At 54.0% G+C, this 18,045-nt stretch carries 16 protein-coding genes; 10 read left to right on the top strand and 6 right to left on the bottom strand.

Features of this window, described 5'->3' with window-relative positions; translation table 11 throughout:
• Positions 1-43 precede the first annotated feature (43 nt).
• Positions 44-274: a hypothetical protein gene (locus SQ11_RS17915; RefSeq protein ID WP_041514723.1), complete on the bottom strand. Its 231-nt coding sequence runs from the start codon at positions 272-274 to the stop codon at positions 44-46.
• Positions 275-609: 335 nt separating this feature from the next.
• On the opposite strand from SQ11_RS17915, the gene SQ11_RS13815 reads away from it, so the two are divergent.
• From SQ11_RS13815 to SQ11_RS13800, 5 genes are all read left to right on the top strand, one after another.
• Complete coding sequence (locus tag SQ11_RS13815; protein WP_041514722.1) at positions 610-975, top strand: hypothetical protein; 366 nt, start codon at positions 610-612, stop codon at positions 973-975.
• A 129-nt stretch (positions 976-1,104) separates the two neighbouring features.
• Positions 1,105-1,356, top strand: coding sequence for a hypothetical protein (locus SQ11_RS13810; RefSeq protein WP_156972515.1), 252 nt, complete (start codon positions 1,105-1,107; stop codon positions 1,354-1,356).
• A gap of 435 nt (positions 1,357-1,791) precedes the next feature.
• Positions 1,792-1,929: a hypothetical protein gene (locus SQ11_RS17365; protein WP_156972514.1), complete on the top strand. Its 138-nt coding sequence runs from the start codon at positions 1,792-1,794 to the stop codon at positions 1,927-1,929.
• 292 nt (positions 1,930-2,221) lie between these two features.
• Positions 2,222-2,482, top strand: coding sequence for a hypothetical protein (locus SQ11_RS13805; RefSeq protein WP_041514720.1), 261 nt, complete (start codon positions 2,222-2,224; stop codon positions 2,480-2,482).
• A 258-nt stretch (positions 2,483-2,740) separates the two neighbouring features.
• A complete protein-coding gene (locus tag SQ11_RS13800; RefSeq protein ID WP_052494268.1) occupies positions 2,741-4,618 on the top strand; it encodes a CbiX/SirB N-terminal domain-containing protein in 1,878 nt (625 codons plus the stop codon).
• Between the two features lie 224 nt (positions 4,619-4,842).
• Here the strand turns inward: SQ11_RS13800 and SQ11_RS13795 are convergent, their stop codons facing one another.
• From SQ11_RS13795 to SQ11_RS13785, 3 genes are all read right to left on the bottom strand, one after another.
• Positions 4,843-5,400, bottom strand: a complete 558-nt coding sequence (locus SQ11_RS13795; RefSeq protein WP_041514719.1) for a hypothetical protein — start codon at positions 5,398-5,400, stop codon at positions 4,843-4,845.
• 84 nt (positions 5,401-5,484) lie between these two features.
• The gene (locus SQ11_RS17360; RefSeq protein ID WP_041514718.1) at positions 5,485-7,221 is read right to left on the bottom strand and encodes a hypothetical protein; all 1,737 of its coding nucleotides are present in this window, start codon (positions 7,219-7,221) and stop codon (positions 5,485-5,487) included.
• A gap of 61 nt (positions 7,222-7,282) precedes the next feature.
• The gene (locus SQ11_RS13785; protein ID WP_052494267.1) at positions 7,283-8,476 is read right to left on the bottom strand and encodes an SAM-dependent methyltransferase; all 1,194 of its coding nucleotides are present in this window, start codon (positions 8,474-8,476) and stop codon (positions 7,283-7,285) included.
• A gap of 518 nt (positions 8,477-8,994) precedes the next feature.
• Here SQ11_RS13785 and SQ11_RS13780 point away from each other — a divergent pair.
• The 4 genes from SQ11_RS13780 to SQ11_RS13765 all read left to right on the top strand — a co-directional run bounded on the left by SQ11_RS13780 (position 8,995) and on the right by SQ11_RS13765 (position 11,095).
• Positions 8,995-9,336, top strand: coding sequence for a helix-turn-helix transcriptional regulator (locus tag SQ11_RS13780; protein WP_041514717.1), 342 nt, complete (start codon positions 8,995-8,997; stop codon positions 9,334-9,336).
• A 139-nt stretch (positions 9,337-9,475) separates the two neighbouring features.
• On the top strand, positions 9,476-9,961 hold the full coding sequence (locus SQ11_RS13775; RefSeq protein ID WP_052494266.1) for an SRPBCC domain-containing protein: 486 nt from the start codon (positions 9,476-9,478) through the stop codon (positions 9,959-9,961).
• A 199-nt stretch (positions 9,962-10,160) separates the two neighbouring features.
• Entirely contained in the window at positions 10,161-10,592 is a 432-nt protein-coding gene (locus SQ11_RS13770) for a YciI family protein (RefSeq protein WP_041514716.1), read from the top strand.
• 59 nt (positions 10,593-10,651) lie between these two features.
• A complete protein-coding gene (locus SQ11_RS13765; protein ID WP_041514715.1) occupies positions 10,652-11,095 on the top strand; it encodes a VOC family protein in 444 nt (147 codons plus the stop codon).
• 67 nt (positions 11,096-11,162) lie between these two features.
• On the opposite strand, the gene SQ11_RS17910 is transcribed toward SQ11_RS13765, so the two are convergent.
• On the bottom strand, positions 11,163-12,458 hold the full coding sequence (locus SQ11_RS17910) for a TIGR03118 family protein (protein ID WP_052494265.1): 1,296 nt from the start codon (positions 12,456-12,458) through the stop codon (positions 11,163-11,165).
• A gap of 436 nt (positions 12,459-12,894) precedes the next feature.
• Between SQ11_RS17910 and SQ11_RS16555 the strand changes: the two genes are divergently transcribed.
• Positions 12,895-15,288 (top strand): ATP-binding protein, encoded by a 2,394-nt coding sequence (locus SQ11_RS16555; RefSeq protein WP_052494264.1) that lies wholly within the window; start codon positions 12,895-12,897, stop codon positions 15,286-15,288.
• A 136-nt stretch (positions 15,289-15,424) separates the two neighbouring features.
• Here SQ11_RS16555 and SQ11_RS13750 read toward each other — a convergent pair whose 3' ends face one another.
• Positions 15,425-17,809, bottom strand: coding sequence for a TonB-dependent siderophore receptor (locus SQ11_RS13750; RefSeq protein WP_232298012.1), 2,385 nt, complete (start codon positions 17,807-17,809; stop codon positions 15,425-15,427).
• Positions 17,810-18,045 lie beyond the last annotated feature (236 nt).

Raw genomic sequence — 18,045 nt, 5'->3', positions numbered from 1 at the left:
AACAAACATGCAGGCTTTGGCTTCATACCGAGCCGTGAGATTCTCAAAATTCCGTTAACCGGCTATCAACTAAAGCAGGATTCTCAAATATCGGAATATCCTGGATCGCCCTAGCCATCAATATTTTCATCGCGCAGTGATGCCCTTGATTGTATCCTCGCCACCCTCTGGAAAGTTCGTTTTTAAAGATCTTCATAAATAGATTATCAAGACGTTCTTTCTCGCTAAACCGTCTCGTATCTACGCGCCACGCGATTTCATTGGCTACATCCATTAAGTATTCTGGCGTAATACGGTGAACTCCACCGTACTCGCACCTTCTGAGCTGACTAAAGTTAGATTCGGCCTGCCTTTCGCTTGCTGGAAAGGTTATCGAGTTGGCCTGCCAGACTATCGACTTGAGCAGAATTTCGAATGTGAGTTATCGAACAGACGCAGATAGTCGACAAGGGTAGCTTTGGTCGCAACAAATGCGCAGCCATTTGCCGGTTAACGGCAAATTATCCAAGCTGTCATCACCAGAGATAATCATGTCCCCAAAGACAATAGAAATGGCCATCTTCACCTCTTTCTTTCTTTCGCCACTTCATTTACTTAAAGGAGTTTTCCATGAAAAAATTTAGGACATCAGGAACCAGGATTGCCCAATCCATTGCCGTTACCGTATTTACCATCAGTTTAGGTGCGACCGGGGCGGCATACGCTCAAGGCGGTATGACCGGACAACCGAGGCAGGAGCAGCAAGGGCAGGGCGGCATGTCAGGGCAAAGCGGCTCAACCTCAGGCGCGCAACCCACCAAGCCTTATGAGCAAGGGCAGGGATACGAAAAGAAAGGGATGAAGAAGGATACCGATATGGACCGGCGCGGAGAAACCAAGCCCCGGCCCGGAGCAGGCGGCTCAGACAGCGGCATGGGAACAGGCAGCGGCTCCAGCTCCGGCGGCAGCTCGGGTTCCGGTGGAGGCGGTTACTAAAGGTGAAATCAGGGCCACGTGCCGCCATGATGAAGCGGAGGCGCGTGATACCGGCGGGAGCCAGTTCCCACGGAAAATCGAGGTCGGGGAAGACGGTAAACTTATCAAGATTGAAGATAAGACAGGAGAATGATGATGAAGAATCCCTCGAAAAATAAAGCGGATCCATCGCCTGGGCAGCCAACTGACCCATCGGCGGATGAAAGTGGTGTCGTCGCCGACGAGACACATGGCAACCGCGCTGAGGAGAAAATAGAAGATCGCGCGACCAAAAAGCAGGAGACGCGTGAGGAAGCAAAGGCGATAACCGGGTCTGAGCCACATAAAGACATTACAAACGAGCATCCCGGAGAAGGACCCGCGCCGCTTGACCGGTATTAGCTATTCACAGGGCGCGGATGTATTCCTTCCGCTCAGGATCAAATAGACGTGGCTGCTTGCTGTTCTTGGTAATAACGGGTGGCGAGACCGCGCTGTGACGGGGAGACACCGGTCTGGGCATAAGCTGAAAGAGGAGATCGCTTTGCTATGCTTCCTGAGCGATAAAATCAATCGCAGTTTGTATGAATCCGCAGCCGGCGTATTCCTGCAACGCTATCCGAGTTAGGGGGCGCCTGACATCTCACGGCAACTCCCGGCGCATTTGCGGCAGGCTGCAACACAATTTTCCATATCGCCTGTTTCCTCGCAGCTGTCGGCGCAGGCTTCGCAAATCTCGGCACAAATTGCACAGACTTGATTGCTGAAATCCGACCCACTCAACATGAAATTAGCCGAGGTCTGACACATCTCCGCACAGTTTATCATTAGGCGGAAATGCCCGGCTTCAACGTGTTTGCCGCCTGTTTCGAGACAATGGTTCATGGCTGCTTCCAGACAGATCTGGTGGCATTGAGTGCAGGCATCAATACACGATTGCATGTCATTGGTATTCATATGGCCTTCCTTGATTAAACGATTTGATGGATGCAAATGCACAATATATCTGTCCTCCACATCCGGGTCTGTGCGGAATATCGCATAGGCGTCGTGAGTGCCATCGTCCCACGATCCAGTGAAATATCCGGACTGGCCGGATTACGTTAATGGAATTGACAATCATTATCATTATCGTTAATATCATTCACAATGCGGGGCGGTAGCTCGCTAAATGGGAATAACGATATCCTGCAGACAGGCGAGGTATTCAGTTTTCCTGCCATATGGCAGATCTTTAAATTAACGATGCGTCCGGATTACTCCCGATATGAAGAATTTCAGAAACGACCAGGATAAACCTTCGGTCAGTCTGCTACTGGCGGCCTTGTCATGGCTTACCTCCAGGCGGCAGCGTCCGCCCGATCCCGCTATGCAGTCGGCAATCGCCCACCATCTTCATCTCCTTGTCATGCATCCCGCATCCGACAGCTTCGATATCCAGGCGGCGATATATATGGCCGGCAGAGCGGGCATGGACGCCGGCGGGTTGGTTGCGCGATTTTCCGGTATTCCAGCAAGTCTTCATTGAGCGACGCAGCCAGTGGGATTCAAAGGAAATCGGCCGCAAAAACGGCTGGCCGGTCCATACTTTCACCGCTGTTTCGTCCGATAGAGTGACTATTGGTCGTCAAAATCTATCCTTACCCAGCCATTTTTTACTTCGATTCTTCAAGTCCGATAGATGGCCATGGAACCTCTATAGATGCTTATCATGGAATTCTTATGCGCTTCCCGGCTCTGCGAGTATCATCCTAATTTCGGAAACTGATCCCTTTTGGTTTAATACATGATCCCCATTTATTTTCCACACCACTTAGCCTTCGCTTTCCTGGCGGGCTTGAACCCGCAAAAATATCTATCGCTTAAAAGTTGTTATCGCTTCGCGCTGATGGTCCTGCTGACTGCCGCGTCGATCAGACCGGGTTTTGCGGGGGAAATCTTGAGCGGAAAGGACAGGCAAACCGGCTTTCTGGTAGTGGCGGCGGATCGCGGTTTCCTTGGCAATGAAGAGATTATCGACAGCTTCCAGCTATTTGCGAAGGGACGCAACGCGTCGCTGATATTTGCCACTGACGAGCGTACGCAGAAATATCTCCGCACCGGTGTAGATAGGCTATTGGGGAAGGGCGCCGAGCGCATCGTGGTCATTCCCTTGTTTATCTCCGCCGCGGCGCCGCAGTATTGGCTCGTCCGCCAGTTGCTGGAAAAGGAAAGACCGGATGTGCCTATTTTCCATGCGCGTGTTTATGGTGAAAGCTTTTTTGCGGTCGAAGATCTGGCCGATAAATTCCGTGCCATCCGGGAGCCTGCGGAAACCCGCGTCGTGGTTGTTGGCTATGGCGCTGTCGATAATGACAGCGAGCAGGCGCTGCAGACGGACTGGAAACGCATTGTGGAGAAAGCATCCGCCGGCTTTGGTTTTCCTTCAGTCGATGTGCTGATTGGCTACGACAAGAAAGACGAAGATGCGGAGAAGCGTACTGCCAGGCTAAAACAAGGATTGACCGACGCTGCGGATGGAAATGGCGGCAAAGGTAGAACCGTGGTGGTGCCGTTCCATTTCGGCCCCAGGTTCGACAGCATGATGTCGTTCGATGGGAGGCTTGGGCGGATGCTGCCGCCCGGCGCCACGCTCCTGGCCGATAGCGGTTCCGATGTCGGCGCCGGCACCAATGCCGGTGAAGACGCCAATCCGGCCGTCAGAAATCTGGCTACCTGGATGCAACGCGAGGCCAATCGGAGCCAACCGCTTGCCAATGAAGACATTGGTGTTGTGTTTCTGTCCCATGGCTCCGATTTCCATTGGAACGAGACCATGCGTGAGGCGGTACAGCCGCTGATGAAACGTTACAAAATCGAATTCGCATTTTCCATGGCGGATCAGCCGACGATCGAACGCGCACTTCGCAAGCTGGAGCAGCGCGGTGCAAAAGCAGCGGTGATCGTGCGTGTGTTTGCCATGGAGGAGAGCTTCCGCCAGTCGGTCGAACGTATGGCCGGGCTGGATGTGGAAGGCGCGGTACGGGACAGTGACGACGTCAATGCCGGGCATAGTCATGGTCATCATCATGGGCATGGTTCGGTGGTCACCGCGCCGGCTCCCCGCATCCGCACCAGCCTGCCGATTCAAACGGCGGGTGGCATCGGCGCCAATCCCCTCTTTGCAGCCGTATTGCTTGACCGGGCACACCGGTTATCCAAAAATCCCGCGCGTGATACAGTCATTCTGGTCGCGCACGGTTCCGGCGGCGATCATCAGAATAAACTGTGGATCGGAGCACTGGAAGACATCGCGGAGCAGATGCGCGGAGCCGACGGCAAGGGATTTCACGCCATCAGGGTGGCAACCTGGCGCGAAGACTGGCCCGATAAACGTGCACCGTGGGTGGACAAAATTCGTGCGATGGTGGAGGACGCAAAAAAGGAAGGTGGAAGAGCGATCGTCATTCCGGCGCGAACTACCGGACAAGGCCCCGAAGACAAATTTCTTTCGGGCCTTGAATACGATCTGGGCAGCGGATTTGCGCCACATCCGAAATTTGTGCAGTGGGTGGATGAACAGGTCAGGATAGGGTTGGCACGGTTCGCCGATGCCCGCCGCGCTAACATGGCTACGGCGGAGGCGGGGGATCATGCGCCTTCGGAAAAGGACTTGTGGTGGTGAGGTCGATGAACCCGGAACTGGTGTAACCACGGCTCCGTTGGATTGTCAGGTTACGCTTTGCCAGCCTGATCAATTTCGGTTGCGCCCAGCATTGCGCGCAACCGTTGTGAATAATCCTGAGTCATTGGAAAAATCGACGCATCGGGCAAGAAGCTATTCTGTATCCATGATTGAATCACTCGGATGTGACGCGCCACTCGACTTACGCGGCAATGATCTTTTCTCTAATCCCGGGCACGGCATGGAGAAAATCTGAGATCCATGCTGATGCGGGAGGAGGGGGTATCATTCCAGACGCTCCCATGACAAAGGTTGGGGCCATCGAAGATGAGGGCCTGCCCGTATTCGAGTTCGACCGGCGAGAAATCGCCCAGCCCCTCTTCGCTTTCAATCCAGATGCTGTTGGAGCCCCAGACCCGTGTAAACGGTATCCAGACGTTGAGATGAGCCGGATTGACGCCGTAGTCCCTGTCCCGATGAAATGCACTGCTTCCTTTTCCGCTGAAATGAAAACGGAAAGACGGGGGAATCTGATATGACTTGATGCCGCCATACAGCGGGGCGATGACCGATTGGATGTATTCCACATAAATCGGCTTGCAATGGCCAAAGCCGCTGGACAATTCGGCACGGCAGGCGTTGATTTGCGCGATCACACTGGTATGCGCCTGCAGATCGGCTCGCTCATGAATATTCTCAAGAGGTCCGAAGCCCAATACCGACGAGGCCCACGCGCGGAAATCGTATTTGCGGGTGTCGTATTCAACGACAGCTAAATTCATGACAGGTTTTTAATCAGAAATTGATGTGGGCAGAAACCGCCGCTGCCTCGCTTGCGACCAGGCAGCGGCCATGCTTCGGTTAGATTATTTCTTTTTTGGTTCTTCCTCTTCGAGCGCGACGATAACCTCGACTACCTCGACCGCCACTTCTGTGACGACTTCGGTGACTTCAGTCGTTACCTCGGTCGTTACTTCGGTGGTCACCTCAGTCGTTACTTCCGTCGTCACTTCAGTGGTCACCTCCGTGGTGACTTCAGTGGTCACCTCCGTGGTGACTTCGGTCGTCACTTCGGTGGTCACGTCCGTTGTCGTATCCGTAGTGGTGACAGGTTCGGCATTGGTGTCCGTGGTTGTGTCGGTGGTGGTATTTTCCGGTGGCGGATTGTCGGGATTGATCTCCGGTCCCGGATTTGCGTCGGGTTGGGGCACGCCGTCATTCAGGCCGGGGTCGACATCTTCCGCCGCATTTCGCCATGCCGATATTTTCCCCCATGCCCATTGCGCAATTTTGACACCCAGGTATATGAACTGGATTGCGCCAAGCACCGTCATTACATAGCCTGCGATGGTAAAGACCTTTTGCAGGGTCGTTTCCTGATAGCCCCCTCCACCTGAATACGGCTGGCCGAGAATGCCTGAGAACGGGAGCGCCGTGGCCGTTGCGGATTGCTGCAATGTACCGTTGAAAGAACTTCCGACATAGCCGGCCGAGGTGGGCGTGGTGATGCGTACGAAGGTAATCTTGCCCGCGGTATTGTTACCCGTGATGGGCCACGTCAGGACGTTGGTATTGACGTCGTAATTGAAGTTTTGCAGATTTGCGCCGCTCAACGTGACCTGGGTGTTGCCGATTACGGTAAGCGGCGGTCCCGCCGTATAGGAGCCGCTCGCTTCGGTAATGGTCGTCTGTCCATAGACGCCGATCCAATCAGCTAGCGATGTCGGCGTTGAAAGAACACCACTGTACTGCAAGGCCGTGGCGCCGGAAGATTGCTGCAAGGTTCCATAAAAGGTGGGGCCGACATAGCCCGTGGATGTGGGCGTAGTGATCCGGCTAAAAGAAATACTGCCCGCGGTCGCATTTGAATCCAGCCCCCAGCTCAACAAATTACCCACCGAGCAGTAGGTGAAATTCTTGATGGGCGTCTGATCCAGGATGACGACCGTGGCGCTTTGAACGATCAGCGCCGGCCCCTTGGCATACGTGCCATCCGCCTGCTTGATCGATGCCTGTCCATAGTTGCCTGACCAGTTGTCGAGCGGAAAAGAAGTGATGGGCCCGATTTGCCCGCTGTAAACCAGGGCTGCCGTGCTGGGGGCACATTGGTTCTGCTGGAGCGTACCGCTGAATAATTTGCCGGTATACCCTGTCGGAGGATTGGCATTCGAAGTAACAGCTGGGACTTCTCCGAATGTAATGTTGCCGGCCGAGTTGTTGCCCGATCCCCAGGTCAGGGTCTTGTTTGTAAATTTGAAATTGGTAACCGCGACGTTATCGAGCAGGACGATTGTGTTATCCACGATGACCAGTGGCGGTCCCAATACATACGTTCCATCCGATTTCTTCAACGATGTGGTGCCATACGTGCCGGTCCAGTATGCCAACTGTGTATCCTGCATTTGTTCCTGCGCCTGCACTATCTGGGTGGGCGTGGTATTGTAGCCCTGGCCCAGCAGCCATGTAGTGAGGCTGCCCGGGTTCGACTGGCTCTGGGCTTGCTGGCCTGCTTCCTGATAACTTTGAGCCAGCGTCGGCGTGATCAAGACATCCTGCAAAAACCGTTGTGCATCGTTAAACGATTGCTGATTTCCATTTGACATGACTTGTTCTCCTTATTCTTGATGGATTTGAATGAACCGGAAAGAACTTCAGGACGTTTCGCTAAGCCGCGTTCAGCGCTTTCGCCTTGCCCGCCGGAGTATCTGCTTTTTCTGCCACCGATTGTTCGGCATACAATTTCTGGGTGGCGTCGATTGCCTTTACCCGATCATCGCTCCAGTGGGATTGTTTGATCGCCATCCGGATTCGCCCCGAGTGACGGCTTAATAAGGCATCTCTTTCCGGAATGGTCAGGTTGGCGTGGATCGCCGCCGTCAGTTCGGGATTGCGGTTGAACTCTGCGAGGATGAGCGGGTTTTCCGAAACATACGAGATGAACGTGGCGAGTCCGCTGTGTTCGGGAGAGGGGAAATACCGGCTCCCATTCGTGGCGGGTTGTGGTGGTTTTTTCTCGTCGGCTTTCGCCGCAACAGCCGGTTTGGGCTGATTCTCTGTCGTCTCTGCGGCCGGTTTAGGTTTTTTGATAACCAGCCCCAGGCTGCGCGCCATTTCGATATCGGTTTCAATCTCGTCCTGCGGAGGGATATAGAGTGTCGAAATGCCGGTGACATTTGCCTTTCTCAAGGCACCGAGCGGCATTCTTTCAACCACGGAGGGGCACATCGGATACTGTGATCCCTGGTAGTGGACGACTTCATGATCCTTGTCGTAGTAGGATTCGAGATAATCCACCAGGATATTCAGATTGCGATTATCGTATCCCGCGAAATTGAATCCGAGATCACCGACACAGCCGATCTGCCAGACCACCACATGGCCATCCGTATTCAAGCGCCGTTTGCGAAGGAGCAAGTCGGTGGCTTCGACGGTTTGCGAGCCCTTGGAAGACGGGTCGACGCCCACATCCGCATAGAGACAATCCAGCGCTGAAATCGCCGGAAGTATTGCCGCCTTGTAGCCCTCCGAACGGGCAATTTGCACCGCTCGATGCGAGGGATAAACAAATACGCCCGGATGCCCATAAAATACACCGCAGACGTCTTTTCCCCGGCGCACATACTTGAGCATTTCATCTGCCATGTCATGGTAGGTGTCTAGACGGCGCTTATCGTTGCCATAGAATTGATACAGATCGATACTGTACCGGCTATTTTCCTTGATCCAGATTTCGGTGGCCGGGTCGGCCACGCAATAAAGGACCACATCGGAGTATTTAATCCAGCCTTGAGTCTCGATGGTGAGATGCCCGACGCTTTTGATGCCTGAACCCACAACAATTAATGATCCTTGTTTCATTTCGAATTCACTCCTTATTGAAATTAACGGGTGTGATCTTGAGTGCGTTGCTGCGAGGAAACCGTTGCTCCTAAAAACTGAGGTGAAACCATAAATCCGTCCAACATATTTACTCTTCATGGTGTGGATGGTTATGAAGGTGTGTCGTCAATCCGCGCCCGCCTGCCGTACTTATTGGTGCCGCCGGAAGCAGGACGGTTATATAAGCAAGGACAGAAATCGACGCTGTTTTCCCGCCTGAGAAGGGATTGAACGACTCAGCCATTGGACAGTAGATTCCATTTCCTGAATAGCTGTAAAAACTTACAGGTATTTCTTAAATCTTCTTCTTCGAAATAGAGCAGATGGATATGAAATCGATGCTTGGATTTTCGCGCCCGCGAAATAAGCATTTCGTTAGAGTTGGTCTGATCAATCTAGCCTGCGTCTTCTTCCGCAATTTGAAAGTACGCACTTGACAAATCTCTTTCAAATGGTTAATTTACCATAAGGTTAATTAACCATTTAGTTTAATATTTATGCTGCCTGATCAACTAAGCAATACTTTCGCCGCGCTTGCCGATCCTACCCGGCGGGCAATCCTGGCTCGCCTTGCCATGGGCGAGGCCTCTGTCAAGGAGTTGGCCGCGCCCTTCGAGATGAGTCTGCCCGCCGTTTCCAAGCACCTTAAAGTGCTGGAGCGTGCCCGGTTGATCGTGCGCGGCCGCTCGGCGCAGTGGCGTCCGTGTCGCCTGGAGGCAAAGCCGCTCGCCGAGGCGACGGATTGGCTCGAACACTACCGGCTCTTGTGGGAGCAGCGCTTTGATCGTCTGGACGATTATCTGCTCGAGTTGCAAAATAACCCTGAATCTAGGGGCTGACCGCTGATCTGTCAGTCTGGAATCGTAATTCGGACAGAATCTTTGGGGCGCTTGATTTTCATCTTTTGGGATGAATCTGCTCCAGGAATTTCGCACTTCACCCTGTGCAACCGCCTGATTTAGGATAAGGAGAGAAAATATGAGCGAAAAAAATGATGCCGCCACGGAACCGGCGGAACGGGTCCTTGTCATCACTCGCATCTTCGATGCACCGCGTAGCCTGGTCTTCAACGCTTGGACCCAGCCCGAGCATCTCGCGCACTGGTGCTGTCCCCGCGGCTTCACCACGCCTTTTCATCAGTCGGATATCCGGCCAGGCGGCGCATGGCGAGTCTGTATGCGCTCGCCGGAAGGGAAAGACTATTGGGTTCAGGGCTTTTATCGGAAGATCGTGGAACCTGAGCAGCTTGTTTTCACCCATGCCTGGGAGGATGCAGAAGGCAAGCCTGGCCATGAAACGCTGGTGACGGTAAGCTTCACCGAACAAAACGGCAAAACAACGCAGACCTTCCGTCAGGCGATCTTCAAATCGGTTGAAGATCGTGATTCGCATGAAGGGGGCTGGAGTGAGTCCTTTGACAATCTTGCCGATTATCTGGCAAAAGTGCCGGGGCACGGAGAATGAAATAAGGGCCGTCAAAGTCCGTTGTCTTTACGCTGCCGTGGAGATTCGGCTCGGCGGAGAACCCGTGACACGATAAAAAAATGTCCGGCTTGTCGATTTCGCGGGTCTTCGTTCGATATAAAGATAGAGTCCTGGTTTATCCGGCCGAGCCCGTCCGGGAAGCCTGGCTCACAACCCGAAACCAAATGGAGGTACGATAATGCGATTTATGGTAATAGTCAAAGCTGACAAGAACTCAGAGGCGGGTGTCATGCCAAGCGAGAAACTACTCGCGGATATGGGGAAGTACAACGAGGAACTGGTGAAAGCCGGTGTGATGCTTGCGGGCGAGGGGCTTCAGCCGAGCTCGAAGGGTGCCCGTATCAAGTTCTCCGGAGATAAACGCACCGTAATTGACGGACCCTTCGCCGAGACGAAAGAATTGATCGCCGGCTACTGGCTGTTTCAGGTGAAGTCGAAGGAAGAGGCAATAGAGTGGGTCAAGCGCTGCCCCAATCCGATGGAGGGCGAGTCCGAGATCGAGATTCGCCAGGTATTCGAAGCGGATGACTTCGGTGCCGAATTCACGCCAGAGCTCAGGGAGGCGGAGGAGCGCATGCGCGCGCAGATAGCGGCAAACAATAGTCAATAGTTGCATTACAGCCGGATAGACATTCCGTAAGTTTACTCACAATCTTGAAAGGAGACATCATGCAAGTTCAAACTTATCTATTCTTTGATGGCCGGTGCGAAGAAGCACTGGAGTTCTATCGTGGCGCACTCGGTGCCGAGGTAATGATGCTCATGCGCTTCAAAGACGCGCCTCCTGAACCCGCTGAATCCAGTGAAGCCGGGAAATCCGATGGCTCCTGTATGCCCCCCGCTGGTTCCGAAAATAAGGTGATGCATGCGAGCTTCCGCATCGGCGATACCACGGTGCTGGCTTCCGACGGTCACTGCCAGGGAAAGCCCAGCTTTCAAGGTTTTTCATTGTCGCTCAATGTGTCCAGCGAGGCCGACGCCAACCGTCTGTTCGCTGCGCTGGCCGAGGGTGGGCAGGTGCAAATGCCGTTGGCCAAAACTTTTTATTCGCCTCGCTTCGGTATGGTGGCCGACCGTTTTGGCGTGTCATGGATGATTTATATGGCGCCGTAAGAGGAGGCGGATTCAGGGTCAAGTGGCCTAAGGGCAGCGCGTCCCCCACGGGTATTTTTTGCGGGTTTCACCGCGCTACCTCCACCTTTCTTCTCACCGGGTTGCAGGCACTGGGCGCACGCCGCCTGGTAACGGAGCCGAGAAGAACAAGGCCCGCGGCAAACAGCGCCCAGGTTTCGGGTTCGGGAATCGGCGCAACTTCGAGCTTCCCGAAGAGACCTTCGGTTTCATTGCGCGGCCCTGCCGCGAAATAAAGTGCATCGGCTTTGCCGAGGCTCGCACCGTTGCCGAATTGCAGCCCCCACAATCCGTCGATTGATATGATGTTGCCCTGCGCGTCGCGCAGATAGTCAATTGCCGTATGGGTGGCGGGGTCAAACGCCACGATGGTGCCATCGCCGAAATTGCCCACCAGCAGATGGCCGCTGTGGATGCCGAAGCCATCTGGCGCGAATGCAACGCCCCAGGGAGCGTTCAGCAGGCCACGGTCATCCCACGTATGCAGCAGGGTACCCGATGCGTCGAACTGTGCGAGCCGCCCCAGGCCCGCGCCGCTTACCTCTTCGCCGCCCAGAATTTGTCCCGGCTTTGCGGGGTTTTCCTGTGTTTTGGCATAGGGAACGAAGAGGCTTGCCCCATCGGGACCAGTCAGTGCCTGGATATTGAATGGCGCGTAGCCGCCTGGCTGGGCGGTTGCCGAGGGCGAGAAAGGATTCGCAAACGCGCCCGGTGTACCGATCTCGGCGAACGCACTGTCAAAGCTCTGGATTCCGGCATTGGGTCCGAAATTCGCCACATGAATGCGATCATCGCCAGGGCTCATCGCAACACCAAAATAATGGGCATCCATCGAGGATCGGTCGACGATGAGCTTGGCGAACGCCGGACGATCGAAGCTGCCGTCATGATTCTTGCGTTCCGTCCACGCGGAAATGGTGCCGGTATCCGTCACGAAAATGAACTTTGCCGGAGCGGTGATCGATCCCTGGGTAATAGTAAATTGGGCGCCGGGGTTGAATACGACACCCGTCGGCGTTCCAGGCGAAACCGCGTTTCCCGTCGCGGGACCCGGAACCGTTACCAGCCGAAGATCGTCCGCGAACAGGGGCACCCCCCCTACATCTCCAACGAATTGGTTTGTCGTTCCCCCACCGTTGCTTTCCACCCAGAAATGCCCGCCCAGACCAGCGGGGCGAATCGCAATTCCCCAGGCATTGATAAGGCTTGGATCGACGATGCTTGCGCCGTAGGTTTCTTTACTTGCAACCAGATTGGTCTGCTTGTATCCGGCAGCGTGGACCGGAATCGCGATCAAAAGAAAAATACTTAACAACCACGCGCTGCTTTCATGTCTACGGATCATATCCATTTTCCTTCCTTAACAATGTGAAGCGGCATGACTGATAAGGCGCTGCCGCCAGTTTGCATCCCAATAGATAGGTCCATCCTCAAATCCAGGGATGAATAATATTTACTGAATCTGCTGGCTTGCCCAGGACGGGCTGGCGGGCGGTTGGCGAGTGTGGATATTTACTGATGATGGATCGGGCTTCGCGCCATCATTTCGCCTGATGAAAGAGGTATTCCCGTTGATAATGAGAATAATTATTATATTTAAATCTTAAAGAAAGAGCCAAATTTTTTCTTCGATTGCTTTTCCGGTTAGCTTTTATTATGCGCGCTGCCGCACAGAAGCGGGCCTCAGCGTGGGTATATAACGGAACTGACAAAAATATAAAAGGCGAACATTGTAAAAAATAGCATTTCCCAAAGGACGATATTTCGGCCAGGAGGTGAAAATGATTAACAATGATAATGCCTTGCCACCGCCCGATTCACTCCGATTGCCTCCGGAGCATGTTTTCGGAACGGATTTGTTGTTCAAGCGCCCCTCTCGTGCCGAGGATTTCAAGGCTGAAAACGCCGCGCTTGTGATCTTGGCGAATGAGCTTGCGAGCCAGCCGCGTAATCTTTTGCAGAAATTGGTAGAGGTAGCTCTCGAGCTATGCCGGGCCGAATCGGCGGGTGTCAGCATTCTCGAATCCGAGAGCAAAGCTTTCCGCTGGCATGCCTGTGCCGGGGCGTTCGCGGAAAATGCAGGGGCTCGGATAGCTTATGCGGAAAGTCCGTGCGGTATTGTCCTGGAGCGAAACTCGCCGATTCTGTTCCTGGAACCAAGTAGCTATTTTGCGCCCTTGAAGCACATCAAGCCGCCCATAGCGGAGGCTTTAATCCTGCCATTTCATGACGAGAACAGGCCTGTCGGCACTGTTTGGGTGGTCCAGCACTCACCTGAACGCAAGCTAGACCGGGAAGATGTCCGTCTGATGACCAGTTTGTCGCGCTTTGCTTCCGCAGCCTATCACATCATGTGCTCCATCAATAAAAGCATGAATGCGCGCGACTTGCTTGAAAAGCGGGTGGATGAGCGCACCGTGGCGCTGTCGCACGTCAACAAAACACTGCGCCAGCAAATCCGCGAGCGAGGTCAGGTCGAGGAGGCGCTGAGAAATGTCCAGAATCAGCTTCAAGCCGAGGTTTCTTCTCTTAATCGTTTGCATGAACTCAGTTCGCGCATGGTTAATACCCCCGATTTGCCAGCCGCGCTGAAAGAAATATTGGGAGCAGCAGTCGTTTTGCTCGGCGCCGACATGGGGTTTATCCAATTGTACGATCCAGTAAACAAGTTGTTGACCATTGCCGCCCACCATGGTTTTGAGCAGGATTTTATCGACCAATTCAAAACCATTGATGCAGAGGGAGATTGCGCCTGCTTGCGCGCGCTTGCCAGCGGGCAGCGATGGGTGATCGAGGATATCCGGGCTGACGATCGGTATACGGCTTACCGTGCCGCCGCCGATAAAGCCGGCTACCGCGCCGTTCAATCCACACCCTTATTCAGCCGCGATGGTCAGCCGCTCGGCATGCTCTCCACGCATTTCTGTCTGCCGCATGCTCCCGCCGAACACGAGCTTAGCATACTCGACCTTTATGCGCGGCAGGCCTCCGATTTTATCGAACACCTGCGTATTACCGAGCAGCTGCGTGAGGCGGATCGGCGTAAAGACGAATTTATCGCCACGCTTTCGCATGAGTTGCGCAATCCTCTCGCGGCGATCGACAGCTCAGCCATGTTACTGGAATCACCGAATCTGGGCACCAACGAGCGCGAAAAAGCCGTGCAGATCGTGCAACGCCAGTGCAAAGCCATGAAGCTTCTTCTGGGGGATCTTCTGGATATTTCACGCCTGTCGCTGGGACGGATGATTCTTCATAAGCAGTGCCTGACCCTGGCCTCGGTCATAGATTCCGCTGTGGAAACAACGCGTACTCTTATCGATGGCGGCAATCATACTTTGTCGGTAACGATGCCGCCTCCATCGCTAGCGGTGTATGGCGATCCGATACGTCTTACCCAAATTCTTTCCAATCTGCTGGCCAATGCGGCCAAATACACCGACGCGGGCGGCAAGATCGCCCTGGATGTCGAGGCGACCGCGGACTCGGTAGTGATAAGCGTTGCAGACAACGGCATAGGTATTGATCCGTCATGCACAGAAAGCATATTCGGTATGTTTTCGCAGATGCAGACCAAACATGATCGATCCGGGGGCGGATTGGGAATCGGGCTTGCCCTGGTACGGGCTATCGCGGAATTGCATGGCGGCTGGGCTCGGGCCGAGAGCAAGGGGTTAGGGCAAGGCAGCACCTTTCGGGTTGGCTTGCCCCTGGCAAAGCCGACGGAAATCGCGACGCAAGATTCTCTTTCAATGATGACGTCGCAATCCCAGCCGGTTCCCGATTCCGATACCCATGCATCCCGGACCAAATACCGGATTCTCATTGCGGACGATAATACGTCCGCAGCTACCTCGATCGCCATGCTATTGCAGCGCGATGGACATGAGACGTCAGCTGTTCACGATGGCCGTGCGGCATTGGAAGAGGCGGCACGATTTCTGCCCGACATCGCGTTATTGGACATCGGCATGCCCTATCTCAATGGTTATGAAGTGGCGCGCGAAATTCGATCAGCTTCGTGGGGTGCGAATATGCGACTGTTTGCAGCTACCGGATGGGGCCAGGAGAAGGATAAAAACCTCGCAAAAGAAGCCGGGTTTGATGTTCATATGACAAAGCCGATCGATTTCAAGCAACTGTTGGCGCTGATCGTGGAATACGGCGGGAAGTAGCGACGCAGCCGCTAGGATGGATGGCACGTAGCGCACTCATCCTAGCGAAGCGGATAATTCCCATGATCCTAAACCTGTCTTGCAGCCAGAAACCGCACACCTCCAACAACCCGATTCAGGATTATTTTGATTGTACCTAGAAGTTGGCGATGACCGTCAAGCGATAAATGCGCGGCGCACCCGGCAGTATGTTGTTATTGTTATGAGCCGACGCCACATACTCGATATCGGCGATATTTTCGATATTCGCCTGGACGCGCAAGGTCTTGTTGAGCCGCACGAACATTGCCGAATCCAGTCGGGTGAAACCCGGCAATAACACGGTATTGTCAAGCGCGGCGTACATGCTGCTGCGATAAACCACCCCCAACCCCAAACCGAGCCACGGGGCGAAATCATAGCGGTTCCACATCGAGAAGGTATGTTTGGGAACTTGCGCCACCACCGCCCCTGCTTGCGCGCCGGTGATTGCGCGCGTGATCTCGGCATCCGTATAGGCGTAACCCCCCATGACGCTCCATTGCGGGGTGATACGGCCCATCAAACCGACTTCAGCCCCTCTGGCACGTTGGCCATCGACCAGCATGGTTTGAGTAGGGTCATTAGGAACAGGAGCGATGACATTGCTGCGCTCCAATTGATACAATGCCGCGGTAAGCGCCAGATCCGGCCGGATATCCCACTTGGCACCCAGCTCCAGATTCATGAACTGTTCCGGTTTGAGCGACGCGTTGGTAAGACTCAGCGAGGTAAGCTGGTCGCCGGCGCGCGGTACGTAGGCAAGACTGTAGTTGCCATAAATCGACACCATTTCGATTGGCTTGTAAATCAGGCCTGCTCTGGGTGAAATCAATCCGTCATTGGTATGGAATGATTGTCCCGTGTTGTTGTTGCGGAATTTTGTATCGAAATTATCGTAGCGTATGCCGAGGACCGCTTTAAGCTGAGGGTGCAGCGTGATCTGATCCAGCAAATACACGCCAACCACCTCGATAACGCCATGATTATTGGCGGTGGCGGAGCCGCCACTGGCAGTGCCGGTGGGGTCGGGCCTGAAGGTAAGAGGTGTCAGGCTGATCGGGTTGAAGAAAGATACGCTTGAAGTTCTGCCGGAGTTGGTAAAAACGTTATTGAAATAGCCGTTGTTGCGGAAATTATCCGTGACCTGGCGGCCATATTCCACGCCGGTCATGATTTCATGCTTGATCGGCCCCGTGTTCAGGTTATACAGAAAATCTGTCTGATTGAAAATATTATCGCGCTGGGTCGCATCGTTATACGCTTGGATAGGTACAGTTCCCGCGGAACTTACCTGGCCGCTAGAAAATACATTCTGATAAAACTTATCATAGCTGGCATAACGCGTGCGATTGCGGACGGTGAGCCCGTTGTCGAACGCGTGTTCGACCAGCGAATTTAAGGCCCAAACATTGACACTGTTGGGGCTGCGGTTCGGATCGCCGAAGAATGTCGAGCGGTGAGTCTCGGCGGGGCGGCCCGAATCCACCACGCCGGATACGGTTCCAAAAGAGGGGATACCACGATCGCCCACGCGGTTGTCGGTAAAATATTCTCCCCCCACCACAATTTTGGTTTGTGCGCTGGGCTTGATGGTAACGGTGGGATTGACACCACCACGCTCCAGATCCACGCCATTGCGGAAGCTGTTCGAGTGCTCGTACATGGCATTGAGACGAAACGCGGCTACTTCGTTTATGGCTCGATTGATATCAACCGCCACGCGCTTCTGGCTGAAGGATCCATACTGTGCCGAAATTTCAGTAATCGGCGTCCAGCCGGCTTCCTTGGTTACCCGATTGATCACGCCGCCCGCGCCGCCGCGGCCGAAAATCATGCCATTGGAACCCTTCAGGACTTCAACCCGGTCGATGTTGTAGAGATCGCGGAAATACTGAACATCGTCGCGCAGACCATCCACATAGAAATCGCCTGTGGAATTATTGCCGCGGAAAATCACCGCGTCCCGATTGCCTTCCCCTTGCGAGATGCCGACACCCGGCACGTAACGCACCACGTCACCCATACTCAGCATGTTTTGATCTTTGATCAGGTTTCTCGTTACCACGGTTATGGATTGCGGTACATCGCGCAAGGGGGTATCCGTCCGGGTCGCACTGTAACTTTTCGTGGCCATGTAGCCGTCCGTGGGGCCTGTTATGGCGGGTGCAGTGACATTGACGGCAGGCAGTATGGCGGGTTGATGCGCCGCCGCGGATTTCTTAACAGCATACCCGCCAGCTTGTGGCACTGCTTCAAGACCGCTTCCGGCCAGCAGGCGATTCAGCCCGGCTTGCTCGGTGAAGCTGCCTTTCAGTTCGTGTGCCGCCATTCCTTGCACCTCTGCGGTGTTGAACGTGATGTCGATGCCTGCTTGTTGCGCAAACTGATTAAGCGCTGCTTCCAATGATCCCGAAGAAATATCGTAGGCGCGACTGGCGGCACCGGGAGTAATTTCGGCACCGGCGGCCGGCTCGGCTAAGACGCCATGGGGGATCCCCATGGCGACGCCTACACTTAAGCAGATCAAGCCCCTGTTTAGGGCTTTTATAAATGAATTACGAGAGTATTTTTGCTTGACCCGGGTTGGGTGTTTGAGCAGAATGGCGGCGCGATTGCTTAGTGATTCCGACTGGCGTGACACAATATTCTTCTCCCTAAATTTTTATTTAGTTAATTTTTTATTAAATTATGATTATTTAAATCAATTATTTGATGGCATCCATGCGCATCATTTTT

Origin of the sequence: Nitrosospira sp. NpAV (assembly GCF_000832065.1) — a bacterium.
Lineage (GTDB): Bacteria > Pseudomonadota > Gammaproteobacteria > Burkholderiales > Nitrosomonadaceae > Nitrosospira.
The sequence above is the reverse complement of the archived record's forward strand: the minus strand, read 5'-3'. Positions and strand labels throughout refer to the sequence as shown.

Excerpts from the sequence above, each read along its gene's own strand:
- SQ11_RS17915 (WP_041514723.1), bottom strand. The coding sequence starts at position 274 with ATGGATGTAGCCAATGAAATCGCGTGGCGCGTAGATACGAGACGGTTT.
- SQ11_RS13815 (WP_041514722.1), top strand. The coding sequence starts at position 610 with ATGAAAAAATTTAGGACATCAGGAACCAGGATTGCCCAATCCATTGCC.
- SQ11_RS13810 (WP_156972515.1), top strand. The coding sequence starts at position 1,105 with ATGATGATGAAGAATCCCTCGAAAAATAAAGCGGATCCATCGCCTGGG.
- SQ11_RS17365 (WP_156972514.1), top strand. The coding sequence starts at position 1,792 with ATGCCCGGCTTCAACGTGTTTGCCGCCTGTTTCGAGACAATGGTTCAT.
- SQ11_RS13805 (WP_041514720.1), top strand. The coding sequence starts at position 2,222 with ATGAAGAATTTCAGAAACGACCAGGATAAACCTTCGGTCAGTCTGCTA.
- SQ11_RS13800 (WP_052494268.1), top strand. The coding sequence starts at position 2,741 with ATGATCCCCATTTATTTTCCACACCACTTAGCCTTCGCTTTCCTGGCG.
- SQ11_RS13795 (WP_041514719.1), bottom strand. The coding sequence starts at position 5,400 with ATGAATTTAGCTGTCGTTGAATACGACACCCGCAAATACGATTTCCGC.
- SQ11_RS17360 (WP_041514718.1), bottom strand. The coding sequence starts at position 7,221 with ATGTCAAATGGAAATCAGCAATCGTTTAACGATGCACAACGGTTTTTG.
- SQ11_RS13785 (WP_052494267.1), bottom strand. The coding sequence starts at position 8,476 with ATGAAACAAGGATCATTAATTGTTGTGGGTTCAGGCATCAAAAGCGTC.
- SQ11_RS13780 (WP_041514717.1), top strand. The coding sequence starts at position 8,995 with ATGCTGCCTGATCAACTAAGCAATACTTTCGCCGCGCTTGCCGATCCT.
- SQ11_RS13775 (WP_052494266.1), top strand. The coding sequence starts at position 9,476 with ATGAGCGAAAAAAATGATGCCGCCACGGAACCGGCGGAACGGGTCCTT.
- SQ11_RS13770 (WP_041514716.1), top strand. The coding sequence starts at position 10,161 with ATGCGATTTATGGTAATAGTCAAAGCTGACAAGAACTCAGAGGCGGGT.
- SQ11_RS13765 (WP_041514715.1), top strand. The coding sequence starts at position 10,652 with ATGCAAGTTCAAACTTATCTATTCTTTGATGGCCGGTGCGAAGAAGCA.
- SQ11_RS17910 (WP_052494265.1), bottom strand. The coding sequence starts at position 12,458 with ATGATCCGTAGACATGAAAGCAGCGCGTGGTTGTTAAGTATTTTTCTT.
- SQ11_RS16555 (WP_052494264.1), top strand. The coding sequence starts at position 12,895 with ATGATTAACAATGATAATGCCTTGCCACCGCCCGATTCACTCCGATTG.
- SQ11_RS13750 (WP_232298012.1), bottom strand. The coding sequence starts at position 17,809 with ATGGGGATCCCCCATGGCGTCTTAGCCGAGCCGGCCGCCGGTGCCGAA.